The 22,236-nt window shown below is 64.8% G+C and carries 22 protein-coding genes and 1 pseudogene; 10 read left to right on the top strand and 13 right to left on the bottom strand.

Going from position 1 to position 22,236, the window contains the following annotated elements:
* The first annotated feature begins 438 nt into the window (after window positions 1–438).
* Window positions 439–1,023 (top strand): YSC84-related protein, encoded by a 585-nt coding sequence (locus ACHWUQ_RS14765; protein WP_230771885.1) that lies wholly within the window; start codon window positions 439–441, stop codon window positions 1,021–1,023.
* An 84-nt stretch (window positions 1,024–1,107) separates the two neighbouring features.
* Here ACHWUQ_RS14765 and ACHWUQ_RS14760 read toward each other — a convergent pair whose 3' ends face one another.
* On the bottom strand, window positions 1,108–1,686 hold the full coding sequence (locus ACHWUQ_RS14760; protein ID WP_394681581.1) for a hypothetical protein: 579 nt from the start codon (window positions 1,684–1,686) through the stop codon (window positions 1,108–1,110).
* A gap of 63 nt (window positions 1,687–1,749) precedes the next feature.
* On the opposite strand from ACHWUQ_RS14760, the gene xdhC reads away from it, so the two are divergent.
* The 3 genes from xdhC to ACHWUQ_RS14745 all read left to right on the top strand — a co-directional run bounded on the left by xdhC (window position 1,750) and on the right by ACHWUQ_RS14745 (window position 5,685).
* Window positions 1,750–2,565 (top strand): xanthine dehydrogenase accessory protein XdhC, encoded by an 816-nt coding sequence (xdhC, locus tag ACHWUQ_RS14755; protein ID WP_394681580.1) that lies wholly within the window; start codon window positions 1,750–1,752, stop codon window positions 2,563–2,565.
* Between the two features lie 340 nt (window positions 2,566–2,905).
* Window positions 2,906–4,138, top strand: a complete 1,233-nt coding sequence (locus ACHWUQ_RS14750) for a urate hydroxylase PuuD (protein ID WP_312451488.1) — start codon at window positions 2,906–2,908, stop codon at window positions 4,136–4,138.
* Between the two features lie 158 nt (window positions 4,139–4,296).
* Entirely contained in the window at window positions 4,297–5,685 is a 1,389-nt protein-coding gene (locus ACHWUQ_RS14745) for a GntP family permease (protein WP_394681579.1), read from the top strand.
* A 78-nt stretch (window positions 5,686–5,763) separates the two neighbouring features.
* Here the strand turns inward: ACHWUQ_RS14745 and ACHWUQ_RS14740 are convergent, their stop codons facing one another.
* Together ACHWUQ_RS14740 and ACHWUQ_RS14735 are read right to left on the bottom strand one after the other, a co-directional pair.
* A complete protein-coding gene (locus ACHWUQ_RS14740; RefSeq protein WP_312451484.1) occupies window positions 5,764–5,973 on the bottom strand; it encodes a hypothetical protein in 210 nt (69 codons plus the stop codon).
* Between the two features lie 174 nt (window positions 5,974–6,147).
* Complete coding sequence (locus tag ACHWUQ_RS14735; protein ID WP_394681578.1) at window positions 6,148–7,701, bottom strand: fumarate hydratase; 1,554 nt, start codon at window positions 7,699–7,701, stop codon at window positions 6,148–6,150.
* 352 nt (window positions 7,702–8,053) lie between these two features.
* Here ACHWUQ_RS14735 and fumC point away from each other — a divergent pair, with 352 nt between their 5' ends.
* Entirely contained in the window at window positions 8,054–9,445 is a 1,392-nt protein-coding gene (fumC, locus tag ACHWUQ_RS14730) for a class II fumarate hydratase (protein WP_312410225.1), read from the top strand.
* Window positions 9,446–9,553: 108 nt separating this feature from the next.
* Window positions 9,554–10,381: a hypothetical protein gene (locus ACHWUQ_RS14725; RefSeq protein ID WP_394681577.1), complete on the top strand. Its 828-nt coding sequence runs from the start codon at window positions 9,554–9,556 to the stop codon at window positions 10,379–10,381.
* A 13-nt stretch (window positions 10,382–10,394) separates the two neighbouring features.
* Here the strand turns inward: ACHWUQ_RS14725 and ACHWUQ_RS14720 are convergent, their stop codons facing one another.
* Both ACHWUQ_RS14720 and ACHWUQ_RS14715 read right to left on the bottom strand, forming a co-directional pair.
* Window positions 10,395–11,579, bottom strand: a complete 1,185-nt coding sequence (locus tag ACHWUQ_RS14720; protein WP_394681576.1) for an MFS transporter — start codon at window positions 11,577–11,579, stop codon at window positions 10,395–10,397.
* 112 nt (window positions 11,580–11,691) lie between these two features.
* Complete coding sequence (locus tag ACHWUQ_RS14715; protein WP_312834209.1) at window positions 11,692–12,723, bottom strand: helix-turn-helix domain-containing protein; 1,032 nt, start codon at window positions 12,721–12,723, stop codon at window positions 11,692–11,694.
* Window positions 12,724–12,928: 205 nt separating this feature from the next.
* On the opposite strand from ACHWUQ_RS14715, the gene ACHWUQ_RS14710 reads away from it, so the two are divergent.
* Complete coding sequence (locus ACHWUQ_RS14710; protein WP_394681575.1) at window positions 12,929–13,846, top strand: Dyp-type peroxidase; 918 nt, start codon at window positions 12,929–12,931, stop codon at window positions 13,844–13,846.
* A 4-nt stretch (window positions 13,847–13,850) separates the two neighbouring features.
* Here the strand turns inward: ACHWUQ_RS14710 and ACHWUQ_RS14705 are convergent, their stop codons facing one another.
* From ACHWUQ_RS14705 to ACHWUQ_RS14680, 6 genes are all read right to left on the bottom strand, one after another.
* Window positions 13,851–14,327: a DUF2269 family protein gene (locus ACHWUQ_RS14705; RefSeq protein ID WP_394681574.1), complete on the bottom strand. Its 477-nt coding sequence runs from the start codon at window positions 14,325–14,327 to the stop codon at window positions 13,851–13,853.
* Complete coding sequence (locus ACHWUQ_RS14700) at window positions 14,327–14,734, bottom strand: DoxX-like family protein (protein ID WP_313331707.1); 408 nt, start codon at window positions 14,732–14,734, stop codon at window positions 14,327–14,329. Before ACHWUQ_RS14700 ends, ACHWUQ_RS14705 begins: the two co-directional genes overlap by 1 nt.
* Complete coding sequence (locus tag ACHWUQ_RS14695; protein WP_394681573.1) at window positions 14,731–15,660, bottom strand: NAD-dependent epimerase/dehydratase family protein; 930 nt, start codon at window positions 15,658–15,660, stop codon at window positions 14,731–14,733. The genes ACHWUQ_RS14700 and ACHWUQ_RS14695 overlap by 4 nt, the downstream gene beginning before the upstream one ends.
* 42 nt (window positions 15,661–15,702) lie before the next feature.
* Window positions 15,703–16,194: a DUF393 domain-containing protein gene (locus ACHWUQ_RS14690; RefSeq protein ID WP_312410207.1), complete on the bottom strand. Its 492-nt coding sequence runs from the start codon at window positions 16,192–16,194 to the stop codon at window positions 15,703–15,705.
* Between the two features lie 86 nt (window positions 16,195–16,280).
* Window positions 16,281–16,841 (bottom strand): GbsR/MarR family transcriptional regulator, encoded by a 561-nt coding sequence (locus ACHWUQ_RS14685; RefSeq protein WP_394681572.1) that lies wholly within the window; start codon window positions 16,839–16,841, stop codon window positions 16,281–16,283.
* A 135-nt stretch (window positions 16,842–16,976) separates the two neighbouring features.
* Window positions 16,977–17,501: an FKBP-type peptidyl-prolyl cis-trans isomerase gene (locus tag ACHWUQ_RS14680; protein WP_312410203.1), complete on the bottom strand. Its 525-nt coding sequence runs from the start codon at window positions 17,499–17,501 to the stop codon at window positions 16,977–16,979.
* A 53-nt stretch (window positions 17,502–17,554) separates the two neighbouring features.
* Between ACHWUQ_RS14680 and ACHWUQ_RS14675 the strand changes: the two genes are divergently transcribed.
* From ACHWUQ_RS14675 to ACHWUQ_RS14665, 3 genes and pseudogenes are all read left to right on the top strand, one after another.
* Complete coding sequence (locus ACHWUQ_RS14675) at window positions 17,555–18,706, top strand: cupin domain-containing protein (protein WP_312451470.1); 1,152 nt, start codon at window positions 17,555–17,557, stop codon at window positions 18,704–18,706.
* Entirely contained in the window at window positions 18,667–19,230 is a 564-nt protein-coding gene (locus ACHWUQ_RS14670; RefSeq protein ID WP_312451469.1) for a hypothetical protein, read from the top strand. Before ACHWUQ_RS14675 ends, ACHWUQ_RS14670 begins: the two co-directional genes overlap by 40 nt.
* 199 nt (window positions 19,231–19,429) lie before the next feature.
* A pseudogene (locus ACHWUQ_RS14665) lies at window positions 19,430–19,693 on the top strand (hypothetical protein); the annotation flags it as partial.
* 343 nt (window positions 19,694–20,036) lie between these two features.
* Here the strand turns inward: ACHWUQ_RS14665 and bamC are convergent.
* Together bamC and dapA are read right to left on the bottom strand one after the other, a co-directional pair.
* The gene (gene bamC, locus ACHWUQ_RS14660; RefSeq protein ID WP_394681571.1) at window positions 20,037–21,143 is read right to left on the bottom strand and encodes an outer membrane protein assembly factor BamC; all 1,107 of its coding nucleotides are present in this window, start codon (window positions 21,141–21,143) and stop codon (window positions 20,037–20,039) included.
* A gap of 39 nt (window positions 21,144–21,182) precedes the next feature.
* Window positions 21,183–22,079, bottom strand: coding sequence for a 4-hydroxy-tetrahydrodipicolinate synthase (dapA, locus tag ACHWUQ_RS14655; RefSeq protein ID WP_239811180.1), 897 nt, complete (start codon window positions 22,077–22,079; stop codon window positions 21,183–21,185).
* Between the last annotated feature and the right edge of the window lie 157 nt (window positions 22,080–22,236).

Here is a 22,236-nt window from a genome sequence, read left to right as displayed (position 1 = left end):
GGCTGCCTATCAGGACCGTCCTGGAGCCGGTGACGATTCGCGCGTATTTGACTTTGTCGTCGATGCGAGCTGCTGGCTTTCCTGACATGCGAATTCCTATCAAAAATTGATGATAAATAGTCTAAATCTACCATACTGAGGCTTTTGATAGGAGGTGAATTTGAAGATGAGAGATGGCCTTAGACCATGCCAACGCAGCGCCGCAAACATAACAGTCCGGCCAGTAAACGGCATTGATGAGCCTATGCAGTTGTGTTCATCCGCCAGCCCTTGACCTGTCTCAGGGGAGCATCACCCAGCCTGTAGGCCGACGCCGCAAGTTGTATCTGCAGGCTTCCAGCGTCACGGGGTGTGGCTACCATTCTCTCCTAGGGGTACCGCCGAATAGACGGCGGTGCAGACCTGATTGCCATAACAGCAAATTTCAAAGGAGTAGGTATGCAACGTTTTTCCATGCGCACCCTGGGTGTTGCGGCGGCCGTAGTTGCCGGCGCTCTGTCGATGGCGGCCTGCACGGTCACCAAGCCTGAGACCAGCAATGCGCCGCGCGCAGACGAAACATCCGTCGATGCACGCGCCAACGCTGCGCTGGAGCGCCTGTACCAGACCGCTCCTGGCTCCAAGGACCTGGTCGCGCGCTCCAAGGGCGTGCTGGTGTTCCCATCCGTCATTGGCGGCAGCTTTGTGATCGGTGTGGAGCATGGCCGTGGCGTGCTGCGCGTGGGTAACCGCAGCGACAGCTACTACAGCACCACCGGCGCGTCGATCGGCTGGCAGGCCGGTGGCCAGTCCAAGGCCGTCATCTATGTGTTCAACACGCCTGAAGCGCTGGCGAAGTTCCGCGACAGCAATGGCTGGTCGGTGGGTGCAGACGCCACCGTGGCCGCCGGCCGCATCGGCGCCAACGGCAGCATCGACACCACCTCGGCCCAGGCCCCTGTGACCAGCTTTGTGCTGAACAACGCTGGCCTGGAAGCGGGCGTGTCGCTGCAAGGCGCCAAGATCACCAAGATCAAGGAATAAAGCAGCGCCCACAGCGGCTGCTCAGCAGAAACCGGCCAGCTTTCACTGGCCGGTTTTTTTGCGCCTGCGCCTTGTGCGAGCGGCTTATTGCTGGCCTTCGCTCAAGGTGTGCAGCTGGAACTTGCCGGAGGCATCCCAGAGCCAGGTCTCGGTATAGGAGACCATGACCTCGCCATGGCGCAAATGCTGCGGGGCCGGGAAGGGGGCAGCGGCCTGCACCAGCGCCTCGATCTGTGGCGGCACCTCCTGGGCCTGCGCGGGCTCGCGCATCCAGTTCATGTCCTGGATATGGCCGTCTTCATCCAGCAGCAGCTCCAGCACGCCGATGGCGTAGAGCATGGGCGGCAGCATGCCGGGGTAGATGCGCTCGGCATAGCGGTCATACAGGTGCTGTGCGCAGCGCTTGCGGTAGGCCTCATCGGCAACCGGGTTGAGCACCGAGTCCTGGCCATCGGCTTGCGGGGACCAGGCGGGCATGCGCATGCCTGGCAATTCAGTGAGCACCGAGAGGTAGCTGTCCTGGTCGTCATCCTGCTCGGGGGTGTTGGCCCCCTTTGCCGGCTGGCCTGAGGACGCCTTGGCTGCGGCGGGCGCCTTGCGCGGTATACGAAAAAGCGTATGCCAAAGTCGTGACAGCAGGGAGGGAGAGGGTCGATCACTCATGGTACAAATCCGTCTACAGCGGCCCTGCAGTATCGCAGGCCGCTTTTCATCATGGAACAAGGCATGCCCGTACTGCAGCAATTATTGGCTCGCCTGGCGACGCAGGATGCCTGTCTGGTTCAGGTGGAGTCTACACAGGGATCGGCGCCGCGTGATACCGGGGCCTGGATGGCTGTGTTTGCCCAGGACCAGCTCGGTACGATTGGCGGCGGCCACTTGGAGTGGCAGGCTGCCAGCAAGGCGCGCGATCTGCTGGCCCGTGGCGGCGCGCCGTTGAGTGAGCGTTTCGCGCTGGGCCCGCGCCTGGGCCAGTGCTGCGGCGGCGTGGTGCAGCTGCGTTTTGAGCGGATTGCCCAGGCCGACAGCGCACGGCTGGCGCAGTCCCTGGCCCCGGTGTGCAGCCCGGTAGCGGTGTTTGGTGCCGGCCATGTGGGCACAGCCCTGGTGCAGCTGCTGGGCACGCTGCCGCTGCACATCACCTGGGTCGACAGCCGCGAGCAGCTGTTTCCGCCCGGGCTGCCGGCCCAGGTGCAGACCGAGTATTCCGACCCGATCGAGGTGGCGGTGGCAGACCTGGCGCCGGGCAGCAGTGTGTTCATCCTCACCCACGACCACCAGCAGGACCTGCAGATCACCCAGGCCTGCCTGCAGCGCCAGCGCCAGCACGGCGATCTGGACCTGATCGGTTTGATTGGCAGCGCCACCAAGCGTGCCAGTTTTGCGCACCGGCTGGCCGAGCGGGGTTTTGCCGATGCGGAGTTTGCCCGCATCACCTGCCCGATCGGGCTGCCGGGCATCCATGGCAAGGAGCCCGAGGTGATTGCGATTGCGGTGGCCGCGCAGCTGCTGCAGCACCTGCAACGCGCGCAGCATGCCTGATGCGTTTTTCACAGCGGGCAGGCACGGCGCAGGCGGTGCGGAGGCGGCCTGCAGCGGTTTTGCTGCGTTGCATCAGGGTTTTATCTAGGGGCTGTGCAGCTTTTTGCCGACCTTTGGGCAGCAGAAATTGCATACACTTTAAGTCTACAAAAGGTCGCAGCGGTGCCCCGGTCATGTCGATGATGGCTGTGGATTGCGGCCTGTCTGCTGCTCAGATCGCCCGCCGTGGTGAGCAGGTTCAACAAGTGGCCGGTGCCTCCACACTGGCGGCTTGAGGAGGAGAGCGGGGCATCACCCCTCCCTCGCACTGGCAGCCCCCACGCTGCCAAGGATGAGAGCAATGGAAGGCTATATCCTCGATTGGGCGAACCTGTTGTTGCGCTGGCTGCATGTGATCACGGCCATTGCCTGGGTGGGTTCCTCGTTCTATTTTGTGTTTCTCGACAGCAGTCTGACCCCGCCGGAGGACGAAGACCTGAAAAAGCAGGGCGTCAGCGGCGAGCTGTGGGCCGTGCATGGCGGCGGCTTCTACCACCCGGTCAAGTTCAATGTCTCGCCGCCCAAGCTGCCGGACCACCTGCATTGGTTCTACTGGGAGAGCTACACCACCTGGCTGTCGGGCTTTGCGCTGCTGACGGTGTCCTACCTGTGGAACGCCAATATCTACCTGGTCAACCCGGCCGATCCCAACGCGATGAGCGCCCCGCTGGCGGTGTTCACGGCGCTGAGCTTTCTGGCGGTGTTCTGGCTGCTGTACGACGGCATCTGCCGCGTGTTCGGCTTCAAAAAGCATGGCGATGCGATCGTGGGCGCAATGGTGCTGGTGCTGGTCTGCATCGCCGCCTACCTGGCCTGCCATATCTTCCCCGGCCAGGCGGCCTTCCTGCTGATGGGCGCGATGCTGGCCACGTCGATGAGCGCCAACGTGTTCTTCTGGATCATTCCTGGCCAGCGCACCGTGGTGCGGGCCTTGAAGAATGGCGACCCGGTGGACCCCGTCTACGGCAAGCGCGGCAAGCAGCGCAGCGTGCACAACACCTATTTCACATTGCCGGTGCTGTTTGCGATGCTGTCCAACCACTACGGCTGGCTCTACAACCAGAAGTACAACTGGCTGGTGCTCATCGGCATGATGTTCGCCGGCGCGGCCATTCGCCAGTTCTTTGTGCTGCGCCATGGCCACAAGCTGGGCCGCAACAAGCACCCCTGGCCTTATGCGCTGATCGGTGTGCTGGTGATTCTGGGCGTGATTGCCTGGCTGCGCCCCGGCCCCCAGCCTGCGGTGGCGGCAACACCTGCCCCTGCCAGCCAGCCCGCTGCCGGCGCGGTACCGTACGGCGAAGTAGCCAAGGTGTTTGCCCAGCATTGCGTGCTGTGCCACAGCGCCACCGGCCTGGCGCAAAAGAATGTGAAACTCGACAGCCCGCAGGAAGTGGCCCAGCACACGCAGCAGATCTACCAGCAGGTCGTCGTGCTGCGCAAGATGCCCTTTGGCAACCCCGAGGGGCTGAGCGCCGACGAGCGCGATCTGGTCAAGCGCTGGTTCGAGTCCGGGGCATCGACGGCGCCTTGATGGCCAGCGCCGGTGGGCTGGGCTGGCGCCCGGCCCGGAGAAATCCGACTACAGCCTGGGGTGGCTGATCGGCGTAGGATGGGAGGGTTGGGGCATGCCCAAGCCCCTGCTTGCGGTGGGCGGCTGGGGATGCGTGTCACAAATCCACATCTTCTCGCATGTCAAATTTCGATATCCAATTGCTGCTGACCGCCTTGGTGAGTGTGCTGGTGCTGGTGGCGCTGATTGTTTCGCGCATCCGCATGCACCCGTTGCTGGCGCTGCTGATCGTCTGTATCGGCGTGGGTTTTGCCACCGGCATGGCGCCCGGCGACATTGCCAAGAACATCACCAACGGCGCCGGCAAGACCCTGGGTGCCGTCGGCGTGGTGATTGCGCTGGGTGCGATGCTCGGCAAGATCCTGGCCGATTCGGGCACCACCGAGCGCCTGGCCAGCGCCATTTTGCGCCATACCTCGGACCGCATGATTCCCTGGGCGATGACCCTGGTGGCCTTCATCATCGGGATTCCGATGTTCTTCGAGGTGGGTCTGGTGGTGATGCTGCCGCTGATCTTCAGCGTCGCGCGCAAGCTCGAAAGCCGCGAGAAATTCAAGGGCTCGGCCTATGTCTATGTCGGCGTGCCGGTGATTGCGGCGCTTGCGGCGATGCATGGCATGGTGCCGCCCCATCCGGGCCCGCTGACCGCCATTGCGACCTTGAAGACCACCGTCGGCCCGACAATGCTCTACGGCTTCCTGGCTGCGTTGCCCGCGATGGTGCTGGGCGGTCCGTTGTACGGCGCTTTCATCACCCCACGCATGACGACCCGGCCCGAACAGGCGCTGCTGGACCAATTTACCGAGACCAAGACCGACAGCGGCAAGAACCAGCCCGGCATTGCACTGGGCGTGCTGTCGGCCTTGCTGCCTGCGCTGCTGATGCTGGCCCATGCGCTGGCCGAGATGGCCTTGCCCAAGGGTTCGGCGCTGCTGCAGGTCGCCAGCTTCCTGGGCAACCCGCTGATTGCGATGCTGCTGGGTGTGCTGTTTGCGGCCTTCACGATGGTCTACCTGCGTGGCGGCGATGCCGAAAAGCTGCGTGACACCCTGGGTGCCAGCCTCAAGCCGATTGCCGGCATCATCATGATCATTGCCGGCGGTGGCGCTTTCCAGCAGGTGCTGACCAGCGCCAAGGTGGGCGATGCCATCGTGCACCTGACGCACCAGTTTGCGTTCCCGCCGCTGGTGCTGGGCTGGCTCATTGCGATGCTGCTGTCGGTGTCGACCGGTTCGGCCACCGTGGGCATTGTGGGCGCAGCCGGCTTGCTGGCCCCGCTCGCCGCTGCCGACCCCAGCCTGAACCTGCCTTTGCTGGCGCTGTCGATTGGCTGCGGCTCGCTGTTCTTCAACTATGCCAACCATGCCGGCTTCTGGATGGTCAAGGAGTCCTTTGGCATGACGATGGGCGAGGCGACCCGCACCATTACCGTGGTGCAGTCCATCGTCTCGTTCGTGGGTTTGTTGATGGTGCTGCTGTTCAACACCTTGCCGGCGCTGGGCGGATAGCAGCGCTCCAGAAATGCAAATGGGCCGCAGCAGCAATGCTGGCGGCCCGTTTTTTTTGCCGTTGAAGGCGCGCCGTGCTCAGTCGGCAGGCTTGGCTTGGTCGGCTGCTGCGTCGCCTGCGTCAGCGCTGTTGTCTGCATCTGGCTGCGATGGCGCGCCGTCTTCGGTGTGGTCGGGGGTGTCGGACGCAGAGTGTCCGCTGGCCTTGCGCTGGGCTTTTTCTTCCTTTTTCTTCTTCTTTTCCAGCTCGCGCTGGCGCTTCTCGTACTGGTAATTCGGCTTGGCCATGTTTTTGTTCCTTAGCGGTGTTCAGCCTCCACGATACAGCATGCGCCGTACCTGGGGGCCAAGCATAGTCATGTTTGAGGGGTGGGAAGGGTAAAGCTGGCGCTGCCGCGCAGCAAAAAACCGCCCGCAGGCGGTTGGGTGGCGTCGCCCGGCCGGGGCCGGGCGGGGCGCAGATCAGGCGCCTGCGACTTCAATGCCCTTGAATTCGCCGGTGGCGATCTTTTCCTTCCAGATCGCGGGGCCGGTGATGTGGGCGCTGGTGCCGCCGGCATCCACGGCCACGGTCACCGGCATGTCGACCACATCGAATTCATAGATGGCCTCCATGCCCAGATCGGCAAAACCGACCACCTTGGCATGCTTGATGGCCTTGGAGACCAGGTACGCGGCGCCGCCCACGGCCATCAGGTAGGCCGACTTGTGGTTCTTGATGGCTTCGATGGCGACCGGGCCGCGCTCGGACTTGCCGATCATCGCGATCAGGCCGGTCTGCGACAGCATCATGTCGGTGAACTTGTCCATGCGGGTGGCGGTGGTCGGGCCGGCAGGGCCTACGACTTCGTCACGCACCGGGTCCACCGGGCCCACGTAGTAGATCACGCGGTTGGTGAAGTCGACGGGCAGGGGCTCGCCCTTGGCCAGCATGTCCTGGATGCGCTTGTGCGCAGCATCGCGGCCGGTCAGCATCTTGCCGTTGAGCAGGATCGTGTCGCCGGGCTTCCAGCTGGCCACTTCTTCCTTGGTCAAGGTGTTCAGGTCCACGCGCTTGGACTTGTTGTAGTCGGGAGCCCAGTCGATCTTGGGCCAGGTGTCCAGCGATGGCGGGTCCAGGTACACGGGGCCGGAGCCGTCCATCACGAAATGGGCGTGGCGGGTGGCGGCGCAGTTGGGGATCATCGCCACAGGCTTGGAGGCCGCGTGCGTGGGGTACATGTTGATCTTCACGTCCAGCACGGTGGTCAGGCCACCCAGGCCCTGGGCGCCGATGCCCAGCGCATTGACCTTCTCGAACAGCTCCAGGCGCAGCTTTTCCACCTCATCGAGCTCGGCACCGCTGGCGGCCTTTTGCTGCAGCTGGTACATGTCGAGGTCTTCCATCAGGCTTTCCTTGGCCAGCAGCACGGCTTTTTCAGCGGTGCCGCCAATGCCGATGCCCAACATGCCCGGTGGGCACCAGCCCGCACCCATGGTCGGCACGGTCTTGAGCACCCAGTCGACGATGTTGTCGCTGGGGTTCATCATGATCATCTTGGACTTGTTCTCCGAGCCGCCGCCCTTGGCCGCCACGGTCACATCCAGCTTGTCGCCCGGCACGATCTGCACATTGATGACGGCAGGCGTGTTGTCCTTGGTGTTCTTGCGGGCGAACTGAGGGTCGGCCACCACCGAGGCACGCAAGGTGTTGTCGGGGTGGTTGTAGCCACGGCGCACGCCTTCGTTGATGGCGTCTTCGAGGCCCATCGTGAAGTCTTCCCACTTCACATCCATGCCCACCTTCAGGAACACGTTGACGATGCCGGTGTCCTGGCAGATGGGACGCTGGCCGGTCGCGCTCATCTTGGAGTTGGTCAGGATCTGGGCCATCGCATCCTTGGCCGCCGGGCTTTGCTCGCGCTCGTAGGCCCGTGCCAGGTGCTGGATGAAATCCGGTGTGTGGTAGTAGCTGATGTACTGCAGGGCGCCCGCGATCGAGTCGATCAGGTCCTGCTGACGGATGGAGGTGGTCATCGTGCTTGTGGGGTGGGTTTTGGATTGCGCAAGGCTATGGTGCCGTTGGCGCTCGGTATCACGGCAGCGATTATCGGCCTTTCGCCAGGCCGGTGGTGGCAAATGCCTGATAAGTCTTCTAGAAGACTCAGGTGTCGCTCAGGTGTCGGCCTGCGCTATGAGCATGCGCGCAGCATGGCTGCTCGGCGCAGATGAGAACGGCTGTCATTGACTGCGTTAGGATGCGGTGCCGCGCCCGCTTTGCCGCAAGGCGGGCGGCGCCCTGTTGACGAATCCTGCGGCCCACCAGCCATACGCTTACCAGCCAGACGAGCCGCGTTGCAATTGTTGAGATACAAGGAGTGATCCAGACATGACAGCTACCCGCCAGGAAAAAGACACCTTCGGCCTGATCGATGTGCCCGCCGACAAACTCTGGGGTGCCCAGACGCAGCGTTCGCTGCAGAACTTCGACATCAGTGGCGAGAAGCAGCCCGGCGAGATCATCCATGCGCTGGCGCAGGTGAAAAAGGCCAGTGCCACCGTCAACCACGCGCTGGGCCTGCTCGACGAGAAGAAGGCCAAGGCCATCAATGCGGCCGCCGACGAGGTGATTGCCGGCCAGCACCCCGATGAGTTCCCGCTGGTGGTCTGGCAGACCGGCTCGGGCACGCAGACGAACATGAACGTCAACGAAGTGCTGGCCAACCGCGCCAGCGAACTGCTGGGCGGCGAGCGCGGCGAGTCGCGCCTGGTACACCCCAACGACGATGTGAACAAAAGCCAGTCCAGCAACGACGTCTACCCCACCGCGATGCATGTGGCTGCCGTGACCGCCATCGAGCGCAAGCTGCTGCCGGCGCTGGAAAAGCTGCGCCGCACCTTGCAGGCCAAGAGCGAAGCGTTCAACGACATCGTCAAGATTGGCCGTACCCACCTGCAAGATGCCACGCCGCTGACCCTGGGCCAGGAGATCTCCGGCTGGGTGGCCCAGCTGGAGCATGGCGCCAAGCACCTCAAGTCGGCACTGCCCCATCTGTATGAGCTGGCGCTTGGCGGCACCGCCGTGGGCACCGGCCTGAATGCGCCCAAGGGCTATGCCGAAGGGGTGGCGCAAGAGCTGGCCAAGCTGACCGGCTACCCCTTTGTGACCTCGCCCAACAAGTTCGAATCGCTGGGCTCCTGCGATGCGCTGGTGTTCGGCCATGGCGCCCTCAAGACCCTGGCCGCCAGCCTGATGAAGATCGCCAACGATGTGCGCTGGCTGGCGTCGGGCCCGCGCAGCGGTCTGGGTGAGATATCCATCCCCGAGAACGAGCCCGGCTCGTCGATCATGCCGGGCAAGGTCAACCCCACGCAGTGCGAAGCGATGACCATGCTCTGCGCCCAGGTGTTCGGCAATGATGCTGCGATCAACGTGGGTGGCGCCTCCGGCAACTTCGAGCTGAATGTGTTCCGCCCGATGGTGGCGCACAACTTCCTGCAGAGCGTGCGCCTGCTGGCCGATGGCATGGTGAGCTTCAACGACCACTGCGCCGTGGGCATCGAGCCCAACCGCGAGCGCATCACCGAGCTGGTGAGCCGCTCGCTGATGCTGGTGACCGCGCTGAACACCCATATCGGCTACGACAAGGCGGCCTATATCGCCAAGAAGGCGCACAAGGAGGGCAGCAGCCTGCGCGATGCCGCTGTGGCCAGCGGCCATGTGACCGCCGAGCAGTTTGACCAGTGGGTCGTGCCCGAGCACATGGTGGGCAATCTGTAAGCGCCAACCCGACGCTTGCCTGTTGCAGAGCCCGCAGTGATGCGGGCTCTGTGCATCTACACTGGCTGTTTATGCCTTTTCGTGGGGATAGCTATGCCATCAGAGCCCATGCAGTCGTTGACCGTCCAGTCCCAGCCAGGCGAAGGCTTTGTGGCCGGTGGTGTGGATATCCACGTGCTGGCGCAGGCGCTGGGCGTAGCGGTGTTCGAGACGCCCTGGCACATGCCCCAATACCAGCTGGGCGAGCGGGGCGCCTGGCGGCTGCTGCGCGGCGGTATGGGGCTGGACAGGGGCTATTACAGCGGTGCCTGTATCTATGGCGGCACAACCGCGCTGTTGCGCAAGAACGCCGAAGGCGGATGGGACACCTGGATGTCGCTGTCGCCTTTCGAGATCGAGAGCCAGGAGCTGGCCTGCCGACATGCGCTGGGGCACACGGTGGTCATGGGCCTGGGGATGGGCTGGGTGACGGCCAATATGGCCTTGAACCCGGCCGTGGAGCGGGTCACCGTCGTCGAGCGGGATCCGCAAGTGATCGCGCTGTTCCAGCACATGCAGGTGCTGGAGGGCTTGCCGGCAGAGGCGGCGGCCAAGATCCATATCGTGCAAGCCGATGCGTTGCAGTGGCGCCCTGCGCCGCAGCAGCCGGTGGACTTTTTGTATGCCGATATCTGGCTGCAGCTGGCCGAGCCCCAGGCGCTGGCCGAGGTGCAGCAGATGCAGGCGCATGTGCATGCGGCGCAACTGTACTTTTGGGGCCAGGAGTGGGTGCTGGCTGCGCCTTTGCAGGCAGGGTGGGGTAGCCCAGGTTGGGCCGCAGCATTGGCAGATGCCGTGACCGCCACAGGCCTGCCCTTGCTGACAGCAGTGGATGGCGGATTTGCGCCCTGGGTGGAGCGCATCTGGCGCGAGCGGCTGGCCCGCAAGCCTGCATGAAGCATTCTGTGATTCAGGCCTGCGCGCGCGCCGCCCAGGCCGCCCGGCCGCTTTGCCAGGCCAGCAGCGCCAGGGTCAGCAGCATTGCCACATTCACCGCCTGCCAACCCAGGGTCTGGATCAGTATGCCGCAGCTCAGCGACATCAGCGCGGCGCTGCCGTTGTTGGTCCACTCCATCATCGGCTGGGCCTGGGGGCGTTCCTCCGGGGTGCTCGCCTGGTTCAGCAGGCTGGTGCCTGCCAGGATCATCAGGTTCCAGCCGGCGCCCAGCAGCAAGGAGCTGATCAAGAAGGGCAGGAACTGCGGGCCGCTCAGCGCCACCGCCGCGCTGGCGGCCAGCAGGGCGGCACCCAGCCAGGCCAGGCGCCGCGCGCCAAAACGGTCTACCGCGCGGCCCGCAAACAGCGAGGGCGCAAACATGCCCAGCACATGCCACTGGATGACCTGGGTGGAGCTGGCCAGCGAGTGGCCCGCACCATGCATGGCCAGCGGGGTGGCATTCATCACCAGCACCATCAAGCCATGGCCGCAGGCGCTCAGCATGATCGCCTGGCGCAGCGCGGGACGCTGCCAAAGCTGGCGCCGCGATACCACCGGCGGGGCGGCTGACCTGGCCTGCATCGGCAGGTGCAGGCGCGCTGGCAGGCATTGCAGCAGCGCGCAGGCCAGCAAGGCCAGCACGGCAATCGCCAGGTAGGCGCCTGCCAGCGGTGTGGTCAGGGCGCCGGCTGCATGGATGGCCAGGCTGGGCGCGAGCAGGGCTGCGGCGATGCCACCGGCCAGCACCCAGGCTGCGGCACGGCCACTGTGCTCGGCCGGCATGCCATCCAGCGCGGTAAAGCGGTAAAAACCGGCGGATGCCTGGTAGCCGCCCAGCAGCAGCATCGCCAGGCAGAACAAGCCAAAGCTCGCATGCACCACCGCCCAGGCGGCCAGCAGACCGGCGGCTACCCCCAGCAGCGCGCCGCATTGCAGGCCCCGGGCGCGGCCATGCTGCTGCATCCAGCGGGCCAGCTGGCCAATCGACAGCAGGTTGCCTGCCACCAGCAAGGTCAGCGGCACCGTGGCGAGCACCGGCCAGGGCGCCAGTTGCCGGCCCACCAGCCCGGTGAGGGCGATGCCGATGATGGAACAGGACCAGTACAGCGCCTGCGCGATGCTGAGGGTGAGCAGTTGGGGGTGGTGTTGGAGCAGCATGGGCGGGGATCAGGGAATGGTGGGACGTGTGGGTGCCGCCGGGCAGCACAGGCTGTCCGGATCGCGTGGGGTATCTGGTTGAGCGGGTCAGCCTCTGTGCGGCTGGCCTTCGCTATCCGGCGCCAAAGCGCTCGGCAAAGGCCTGCGGGCTGATGGACAAGGTCTTGTGAAAGCTGCGGCGCAGGTTTTCCGGGTGGCCAAAGCCGCACAGCCGTGCCACGGTGGAGACAGAGGCCTGGCGCTGGCTCAGCAAGGTGGTGGCAGCCTGCAGCCGCACGCGCTCCACATAGCGGCCCGGCGTGGTGCCCAGCTCCTGCTGGAACACGCGCGCCAGGGTGCGCGGCGGCAGGCAGGCCTGCGCTGCGAGTTGCTCCACACTAAGGCGCTCGCCCAGGTGGCCGGGAATCCATTCCAGCAGCCCGGCCAGGCGTGGCGCCTGCGTGGTCTCTGCGGCCAGCAGCGGGCTGAACTGCGCCTGGCCGCCGGGCCGGCGCACAAACATCACCAGGTGCCGGGCGACGGCCAGCGCCATGCTGCGGCCCAGGTCGGCCTCGATCAAACTCAGCGCTAGGTCGATGCCCGAGGTCACCCCGGCCGATGTGAAGATATGGCGCTGCTGCGGATGGCTGGCATCAAAGGTGTGTAGCCGGTCGCCATCGACCTGGATGGGGCGCTCCATACCCGCCAGTTCGGCCAGGCGGCACCAGTGGGTGGTGGCAGGCAGGCCGTCGAGCAGGCCGGCGCGTGCCAGGATCAGCGCGCCCGAGCAGACCGAGCCCAGGCGCAACACCTTGGGCGCCGTGCGCTGCAGCCACTGGCGCAGGCCGCTGTGGTGCTGCACCTCGACCACGCCGTCACCCCCGGGCACCAGCACGGTGCTGTTGGGGGGCGGGCGCAGCTGGGTCAAACCCTGGGTGGCCACCATCTGCAGTCCGCAGGACAAGTCCACCGGCCCGGCTTCCAGCCCAGCAAAGACCAGCTGGTAGAAGGCGGGCAGGCCCTGGCGCTCGCGCACATCGTTGGCCGTGGCAAACACCTGCATGGGCCCGGTGATGTCCAGGCTCATCGCACGCGGGTAGGCAATGCAGATGACACGGTGGCCGGGCTGGGCGCTTTGGGGGGCGGTGGTGCGGGATGGAGGCATGCGCACAGTGTGCATGCAGGCCGATCTGGCAGCAATGACATTGATCGCACAGATTCTGCCAAGCTGCGGCCTGAGCGCAACAGCTATGGCCGTGATTGGGGAATGCGAATGGCCAAGGACTTTGTTTGTAGGACAGCTGCGCGACAATAGCTGATTGCAATCCAACAGCCAAGACGCAGCGGCACAGCTGCGCGTCCCGAACACGATGACCGCTTTGAACCAACCAGGAATCCTGCTGGCGCTACCCGCCGCCAGCCGCTACCAACTGTGGAAACTCGCAGGCGATGCACCGGCCGTGCGCGCCGCGCTGGCGCGCTTGCAGCAATGGGCCGATGGCGAGCAGGTGGTCGTCTGCATCGGCCAGCCGGTGGCCGATCTGCTGGGCGTGCAGGTGCCGGGTCTGCGCAACTTTCCGGCCATCACCGGCCCACAGGGGCCGCTGGCGCTGACGCCCCATGCGCTGTGCCTGTGGCTGCGCGGCAATGACCGGGGCGATGTGCTGCGCCTGTCGCGCGAGGCCGCAGCGCTGCTGGCGCCGGCCTTCAGCCGCGAGAAGGTGGTGGACTGCTTCCGCCACGGCTGGAACGGCAAGGATGCGGTGCGCGATCTGACCGGCTACGAAGACGGCACCGAAAACCCCAAGGACGACGACGCGGTGCATGCCGCCATTGCCGACGGCATGGGCGCGGGGCTGGACGGCGGCAGCTACTTTGCCGTGCAGCAGTGGCAGCATGACATGGATGCTTTTGCCCGCATGAGCGCGCTGCAAAAGGACCATATGATTGGCCGGCGCCTGAGCGACAACGAAGAGCTGGACGATGCGCCTGCGTCGGCCCACGTCAAGCGCACCGCGCAGGAGAGCTTCAGCCCCGAAGCCTTTATTCTGCGCCGCAATATGCCCTGGTGGAAGGTGCAGCCCGATGGCAGCGACGCCGTGGGCGCCATCTTTGCCGGTTTTGGCCGCAGCTTTGACGCCTTTGAAGCGCAGATGCGCCGCATGGCGGGCGAGGAAGACGGCATTGCCGATGGCCTGTTCCAGATGTCCAACCCCATTACCAACGCCTACTACTGGTGCCCGCCGATGCTGAACGGCCGTGTTGATCTGCGCGCGTTGGGTTTGTAAAACACTAGTTCCAGAGTGTGGGCTTGTTGACCATCAGGTAGTACACGCCCAGAATCGCCACAAAGGCCGGGTAGCCCAGTGCCTCCCAGCGCCCGGCCAGGCGCCGGTACGCGTCGGGCAGCGGCTGGCCCTGGGCATCGGCCTGGGCGGCCATATGGGCCATGCGGATTTGCATGGCTACCACCGGCAACCAGCACAGCCCCGCCAGCACATACAGCGCCATCGACAGCAGCAGCCACGGCGTATGCCAGGGCCAGCCGGCCATCGCCATCAGGGCCCAGCCGCTCAGCGGCTGGATGATGACCGCCGGCGTCGTGAACCACCAGTCAGCCCGCACCACCAGGCGGCTGACCACCGCCTGTGCCGCCACATTGCCGCTGCGGTTGGCAAAGAACATATAGAACGCCGAGCCAAAGCCGGTGCCGACCATCAGCACGCTCGACAGGATGTGCAGGGTTTTGAGCAGCAGATAGGTGTTCATCATCCACTCCGTCCGTCGCGGGTACTGCTGTGCCACAGCAGCCACAGGGCAGCAGCAATCGGCAGGTTTTTGGACAAGGGGCCCAGCGGGTGCAGCCACAGGCCAGGCAGCAAGGCGGTGGCGGCCAGGGTCATCACCAGCATGGCTGCCAACGACGCGCCATAGGCCGCGCGCCCGGGCCGGCACAGCAGCCACAGGCCCAGCAGCAGATCCAGCGCCGCGCCGCCGCCTATCAGCCAGGCGTGGATGCCGGGTGTCTGAATGCCTCCCGCCACCAGCAACGCAGTGCTTTCGCGCTGCCATTGCAGCAGGCTGGCGATGCCGGTCCACAACCAGACGGCAACCAGGCTCAGCCGCAGCAGCTGCAAGGGCTGCTGCGTGGGCTGTGCGCGTGGCGTGGTACTCATGCGCGGCTTTCGGGCGAGGGGGGAGCTGCCGGGTTGCGGATCAGCGCCAGCATCTGCCCGGGGCCGGTGGGCGCACGGCCCAACCACTGCGCCATCGGCGCCGGGTCGCAGCAGTTGTCCAGCGATGCCAGCTGCAACGAGGCGCTGCACCAGGGGCTGCTGGGCACCGCATCGCCCAGCCGCGCGCTGGCCTGGGTGGCCCAGCCGGGCAGGCGCAGCTGCAGGGCCTTGCTGCGGCCGGCCTGCTGGCGCAGGCTCAGAATCATCTGTGCCATGCTGAGGCGCCGCGGCCCGCCGAGCGGCACGATGCCGGTGGTGGGGGACTGCAGCAGCCGCACCATCACCTCGGCCAGTTCGTCGACCGCGACCGGCTGCATCAGGCGCTGCTGCATCACCGCCGGCAGCACCAGCACCGGCAGCAGTGCCAGGCGCATGAACAGCTGGGTGCTGGCGCCCTGTGCGCCAATGACAATGCTGGGCCGCACGACGATCCCGTCGAGCTGGCCTTGCGCAGTCAATGCCAGCAAACGGGCATCTGCTGCGCGCTTGGTGCGCGCATAGGCGGTGTCGTTGTCGTCCACCCCCAGGGCCGAGAGCTGCATCACGCGCCGCACACCCGCCTGGGCGCAGGCCTCGAACAGTGCTTGCGGGCTGGTCTGGTGCAGAGCCTCCAGGCTGGCACCATTGGGCCCCGGCTGGTCGCGCAGGCTGCCCACGGCATTGATGACCAGATCCACGCCTTGCAGATGGGGCAGCCAGTCGGCGGGCTGCTGCATTCTGGCAAATTGCAGTGGCGGCTGCGAGCGCCTGCTGGCCGCTATCACGCGCATGCCCTGGGCACGCAGCTGGCGCGCCAGCGCCTGGCCGATAAAGCCCTGGCCGCCGCAGAGCAAGACGGTGGGTTGGGGAGCGTTGGGGTTGTGCATGGTCTCTCCTGGTAGGCAAGGGCCTGGGTGCTTGCAGCGCTTTCAGCGCGTGCGGTCGATGTCGCAGGCATCGCTGCCGCGTGCGCAGGCCGCACTGCGCGCTGCAGCCTGCCGCGCCTGGCGCCGTACCGTGCATTGCAGGCCTTGCTCCAGCACCCAGGCCATCGGGGCCAGTGGCAGGCGGTAGCGGTTGCGGGCCAGCAGCGGGTAGAGCTTGTCGAGTGCATCCGCCACCAGCGGCAGCCCGGCCAGCCGGGGCACCCAGGCCCAGCCCACGCCCAGGTAGGCGCGGGTCAGGCAGTCGACGCCGGTGTAGACCTTGCCGTCGGCGCCCACGCCGTGGATGGCCTGCATCAGCGCGGCCTTGTCGGCCGGGGCCTCGCTCAGGTCGGCGGTGCTGGCGTCAATAAAGATCAGCTTGCCCGCCTGGTTGCGCAGCATCAGGTGGCGCATCTCGGCGTTGCACATGCGGCAGCTGGCGTCGTAGTAAATGGTCAGCGGGAAGCGGGTATCGGCAGTGTCACGGCTCAGCATATGCATTCCTTTCGATGTTTCTGTCACAACAGAAATAATGGTGCCCAAAAAAGGCCGTTCTCGTTCAGAGTACAGCCGCTGTGTTCTCAGGACTTGTGCAGCGCTTCGGGCTCGTGCGCCGCAGGGCTGCCGCGCACAAAACGCTGCACGGTGGCGCCCAGGGTCAAAATCTTGTCCAGCGTCGCAGGTGAGAGGCGCAGCATTTCGTCGCTCCAGGCGCCCAGCTTTTGCATCAGCTCCAGGGTTGCCATGATGCGGTCCTGGCCATCGGCGCTCTCGCGGGCGAAGCCGGGGCTGTTGACGAGGGACTGCAGCAGGCGGGTGGTAGGGTCGAACTCACGCTCCTTGCGCTCCCGGACAATGGTGCGGAACAGCTCCCAGACATCGACACTGGTCTCGAAATAATCGCGCCGGTCGCCCAGCACATGCGTGACCCGCACCAGCTGCCAGGATTGCAGCTCCTTCAAGCTGTTGCTGACATTGGAGCGCGCCACGTTCAAGGTCTCGCTCAGCTGCTCGGCATTGAGCGGCTTGCCCAGCACAAACAGCAGCGCATGGATCTGCGACACCGTGCGGTTGACGCCCCACATGGATCCCATCTCGCCCCAGTGCAGCACAAATTGTTGTTGGATGTCGGTCATTTGCATGGTGTGGATTTTAGGGTTTCATTTATTTCTGTCAATACAGAAATAAACAGGCCATGAAAAAGGCCATCGCGATGGGATGGCCTTGGTCGGGGTGCTTGGCTGGCGGCTTGGGCGCAGGCGGAGCCAGCGCCGTCGTCAGTGCAGCAGGTTGTTGCCGGGGGCCTGGGGCTGCACGCGGAAGAAGCCGGTGCCGCAGGTGCCTGTGCCAATCTCTTCTTCCGTCGCCTCGCGCACGCCGGCCACCTGGATGTCCAGGCGAATGGCGATGCCGGCCAGCGGATGGTTGCCGTCCAGCACCACATGCTCGGGGTAGAGCTCGGTGACGGTGTAGATCATGTCGCGCGGGGCATCGGGGTTGGTGCCCTGGGGCAGCGCATGGCCTTCGATGGTCATGCCTTCTTCCAGATCCGGCGGGAACAGCGAGCGCGATTCGAGGAAGACCTTTTCCTCGTCGTAGTCGCCAAAGGCGTCTTCGGGCTCCAGGTGCAGCTGCACGCGGCTACCGACGGTATGGCCTTGCAGCGCCTGCTCCACGCGGGCCAGCAAATCCTGGCCTCCGACGAGGAACTCCACGGGCTCGTCGAGCACGTCCAGGGTTTCGCCCAAGGTGTCTTTCAGCGTCCAGGTCAGTGCGACCACGCATTGATCAGTGATTTCCATAGGACAATTGTCGCAGTTTGGGCCCGGGTGCCCAGAGGATCACCGAGAAAGCCATGCAAATCGAACAAGCACTGCCTCTGCTGGGGGGCATCTCTCCGGCCCAGTTCATGCGCCGTTACTGGCAGAAAAAGCCGCTGCTGGTGCGCGGTGCCGTCAGCGACTGGAAAGACCTGCAGTTGCCGCTGCCGCGCGCCCAGCTGTTTGAGCTGGCCGGCGAGGAGGGTGTGGAGTCGCGCCTGATCCAGCACAAGGCGGGCGCCTGGAGTGTCAAGCACGGCCCGTTCAGCCGCCGCGCCATCCCCTCGCTCAAGACGCCGGAGTGGACCTTGCTGCTGCAAGGCCTCGATTTGCACAGCGACGCCGCCCATGCGCTGCTGCAGCGTTTTGCCTTTGTGCCGGCCGCACGCCTGGACGACCTGATGGTGAGCTATGCCAGCGATGGCGGCGGCGTGGGCCCGCATTTCGACAGCTATGACGTGTTCCTGCTGCAGGCCCATGGCAAGCGCCGCTGGCGCATCGGCAAGCAAAAGAACCTGGCGCTCAAGGAAGGCATACCGCTCAAGATCCTGGCCGAGTTCGAAGCCCAGGAGGAGTATGTGCTGGAGCCCGGCGACATGCTTTACCTGCCGCCGCGCTACGCGCATGACGGCGTGGCCGAAGGCGAGTGCATGACCTACTCGATCGGATTTCGCTCCCCGGCGCAGCAGGAGCTGGCCGGCGAGCTGCTGATGCGCATGTCCGAGGGTGACGAGATGGATGGCGAGGTCCATGCCAAGGCCGCCTCGCCGATCTACCAGGATCCCAAGCAGACGGCGGTGCAGGCACCGGGCGCCATTCCGCCAGCAATGCTGGACTTTGCCCGCGCGGCCATCGAAAAGCGCCTGGCCGAGCCGCTGGCGCTGGCCCGCGCGCTGGGCGAGTCACTGACCGAGCCCAAGGCCAACGTCTGGTTCGAGCCCGAGGACTCGCCGGCGATGCTCGAAGCCGTGGCCCTGGACCGCAAGACCCGCATGATGTACGACGAGCACCATGTGTTCATCAATGGCGAAAGCTACCGCGCCGCAGGCCGTGACTTCAGCCTGATGAAGAAGCTGGCCGATGGCCGCCACCTGGACCGCCGCGATATCAGCGGTGCCAGTGACGATGCCTTGCAGCTGCTGTCGCAATGGTGCGAGGACGGCTGGGCCCACGCGGTGCCGCAGTGATGGGCAGCGGCGGCCCTGCACCTGCGGCGTGGCAGCCCGCCGAAGGCCTGAGCGGCCGCTTTGAGGGCCGGGCAGCCTTTGATGCGCAGCTGCAGTACTTTCTGCAGCAGGCGGCCGCGCAGGGCTGGCGCCAGATCATCGTGGCCGATGCGGATTTTGCCGACTGGGCCTGGGGCAGCGCCGATGCAGTGGAGCTGCTGCACCAGTGGGCGCGGCAGGGCGGGCAGATGACGGTGCTGGCCCACCGCTTTGACCGGCTGGTGCAGCGCCACCCGCGCTGGGTGCAATGGCGCAGGACCTGGGACCACCGCCTGCAGTGCCGGCGGCTGCTGAGCCGCGATGTGGCGCAAGTTCCCAGTGCGCTGTGGTCGCCGCAGTGGGCGGTGCAGCGCCTGGATGTGGCGCGCTGTGTGGGTGTGGCCAGCGCCGAGCGCAGTGCCATCGTGCCGCTGGGCGAGCGTTTGCAGGAGTGGATTCGCTCCGCCAGCACGCCGGATTTTGCGGCGACCGTACTGGGTTTGTAGGCCATTGTTGACAACCGTGTCTTTCGTTGCTGGCCGGCAACGTTGCAGGGGCTGTTAGCATAGGCATGCGGCCCGGGTAATCCCTATAATTCATTCCAGACGCTGAGGCGTTATTACTTTGTGCTACGCACCCTTGGCCGGAGCGCTTTGCTTGCTCTGGCCCGTTCCACAAGAATCCACCGTCGTTAGGAATACCGAAATGAAGAAATCCCTTGTTATCGCGTCGTTGATGGCTGCTGTTGCTCTGGCTGCTTGCGGCAAGAAGGAAGAAGCTGCTGTGCCAGCACCAGCACCTGCGCCCGTGGAAGCGCCAGCACCGGCACCTGCCCCCGCTGTTGAAGCTGCCAAGGACGCCGCCAACGCTGCTGCTGACGCTGCCAAGGATGCTGCTGCCGATGCCAGCGCTGCTGCTTCGAAGGCTGCAGATGCCACCAAGGAAGCCGCCGGCAATGCTGCTGATGCGACCAAGGACGCTGCCCACAACGCGGCTGACGCTGCCAAGGATGCGGGCGCTGCTGCTGCGGATGCTGCCAAGGCCGCTGCTGATGCTGCTTCCAACGCTGCTACCGCTGCCAAGGAATCGGTGAGCAAGTAAGCGCTGAGCCGCTGGCCTGGTGACCACCGGGCCGGCGCTGCTGATCCGCCTGAACGAGCCCGTGCTTTGCACGGGCTTTTTTTGTGGGGGCGCGGGGCTGAGGGGCCTGCTGCTGAGGCCCTTCAGCGGCCGCCGGCGCAAATAAAAAAAGCCACTGCGCATGCGCAGTGGCTTGGGAGGCTGTACACGGCCCAACGGGCCGGGCAGGGCATCACTTCATGTCGTCTACCAGTACCTTGAGAATGCGCTGTGCATTCGCCGAGGTATCTGCCTTGCCGCTCTCGTTGAGCACGGTGACGTTGCTGGTATTGGCCTCGCTCTTGACCTGGATGCGGTACTTGATCGGGTCCGGTGCATCCGGGTTGCGGTTGAAAATCTTGGCAAAGAAACCGTCGGGCTTCTTGTTCAGATCGGTCGGGTCGATGTAGCGCACGAAGTACACGCCTTGGCTGCGGTCGCGGTCCTCGACGGTGAAGCCGGTGCGGTCCAGCGCCAGGCCCACGCGGCGCCAGGTGCGGTCAAACGGATCGCTGACCTGCAGCAGTGGCGAGCCGTCGGCTGCGGTGGCGATCTTGGAGGTGCTGACAGGGGCCAGCGGTGCAGCAGCAATCGCCTTGGACTGCTCTTCGCTCACGCCCAGCTTGACCATGATGCGGCGCAGGAATTCGGTCTCCAGTTCTGGATCGGCCTTGCGGGGCTGCCAGATGGTGCTGTCCTTTTCCTTGTTGGAGTAGACCTCCTCCATGCCGCGGTGGCTGACATAGACTTCGGTCTTGCCATCAGGGCGGCGCTCGATGCGGGTGCGGAACTTGTCCTGCTCGCCGGTCGAGTAGATGGAGTCGAACACCTTGCCAATGGAGCGGCGGATGAAATCCTGTGGCAGCTTGGCGCGGTTTTCGGCCCAGTCGGTTTCCATGATGCCGATATCGGGGCGCTCGATGGTCAGTGCAAAGCCATTTTCCTGCCAGAAATCCTTGACCGGCTCCCAGATCTTGTCTGCGGGGCGGTCGATCACCAGCCAGCGCTGGTTGCCATCGCGCTCGATCTGCACGTCGCCAATCTGCGAGGCAGCCGTGTTGGCCGTGCCCTTGGGCGCAGCATCCTTTTGCACCTGGTAGGCCGCAGCCGAAACGGTGCCGCCAGGCACGACATAGCGCGAGTCCTTGGACAGCTGGGTGAGGTCCGGAGGGACTTCCAGCGTTGGTCCTTTGGAGGCGCTCTTGTAGTCGATCTTGTCGCCTTCGAGAATATTGCCGGTACCGCAAGCGGCCAAAGTGACAGACAGGCTCAGCACGCTGAGTTTTGCGAGGGAATTCACGTTCAAATCCTTAACAGAGGCAACGCGCGGATGATTGCTTTAGAGCAAGGAGGCTCCGCGCATGGCAGCTTCCACCGTGCCATGCAGACCGGCGGAAAGCTCGGTCATCGGCAGGCGCAGGGTTGGGCCACACAGACCCATCTTGTTGGCCGCCCACTTTACCGGAATGGGGTTGGCCTCCAAGAAGAGGGCTTTATGCAGCGGCAGCAGTTTATTCTGAATTTCCATAGCCCGACCAACATCCTTGGCAATTGCCGCCTGGCATAGCTGGCTCATCAGGCGCGGCGCGATGTTGGCGGTGACGCTGACGTTGCCGTGTCCGCCGCACAGCATCAGCGCCACTGCGGTGGGGTCATCGCCCGAGTAGATGCCAAAGCCGGCTGGTGCATCCTTGATCAGCCACTGGGCGCGCTCGATGTTGCCGGTGGCTTCCTTGATGCCGACGATGCCGGGCACTTCGGCCAGACGCAGGACGGTGTCGTGCTGCATGTCGGCCACGCTGCGGCCGGGCACGTTGTAGAGGAAGATCGGCAGGTCGCCCACCGCTTCGGCAATCGCCTTGAAGTGCTGGAACTGGCCTTCCTGGGTGGGCTTGTTGTAGTAGGGCACGACCTGGAGCTGGCTGTCGGCACCCACGCTCCTGGCGTACTTGGCCAGGGTGATGGCCTCGTGGGTGGAGTTGGCACCACAGCCAGCCATGATGGGCACGCGCTTGTTGGCCTGTTCGACGGCAACACGGATGATCTCCATGTGTTCTTCGACGGTGACCGTGGGCGACTCGCCGGTGGTGCCCACCACGCCGATGCAGTTGGTGCCCTCGGCGATATGCCAGTCGATCAGTTTTCGCAGGCTTGCATAGTCCACGCTGCCATCGGCATGCAAGGGGGTGATCAGGGCAACAATACTACCGGTCAATGGAACACTGGTGGAAGTCATAGCGTGGATTGAAAGCTGGATGGAAGATTCTAGCGGTGGCTGGACTGCTGCCGCCGCTGGCAGTATAGCGTGACCCAAGGCGATTGCTGTCATATTGATTGCAAATTCCTTTTTGCTTTGGTCATATTGAATGTTTTGTCTTGGTTATTTGGTTAAT

Origin of the sequence: uncultured Comamonas sp., from assembly GCF_964277875.1 — a bacterium.
Lineage (GTDB): Bacteria > Pseudomonadota > Gammaproteobacteria > Burkholderiales > Burkholderiaceae_C > Comamonas > Comamonas sediminis.
The sequence above is the reverse complement of the archived record's forward strand: the minus strand, read 5'-3'. Positions and strand labels throughout refer to the sequence as shown.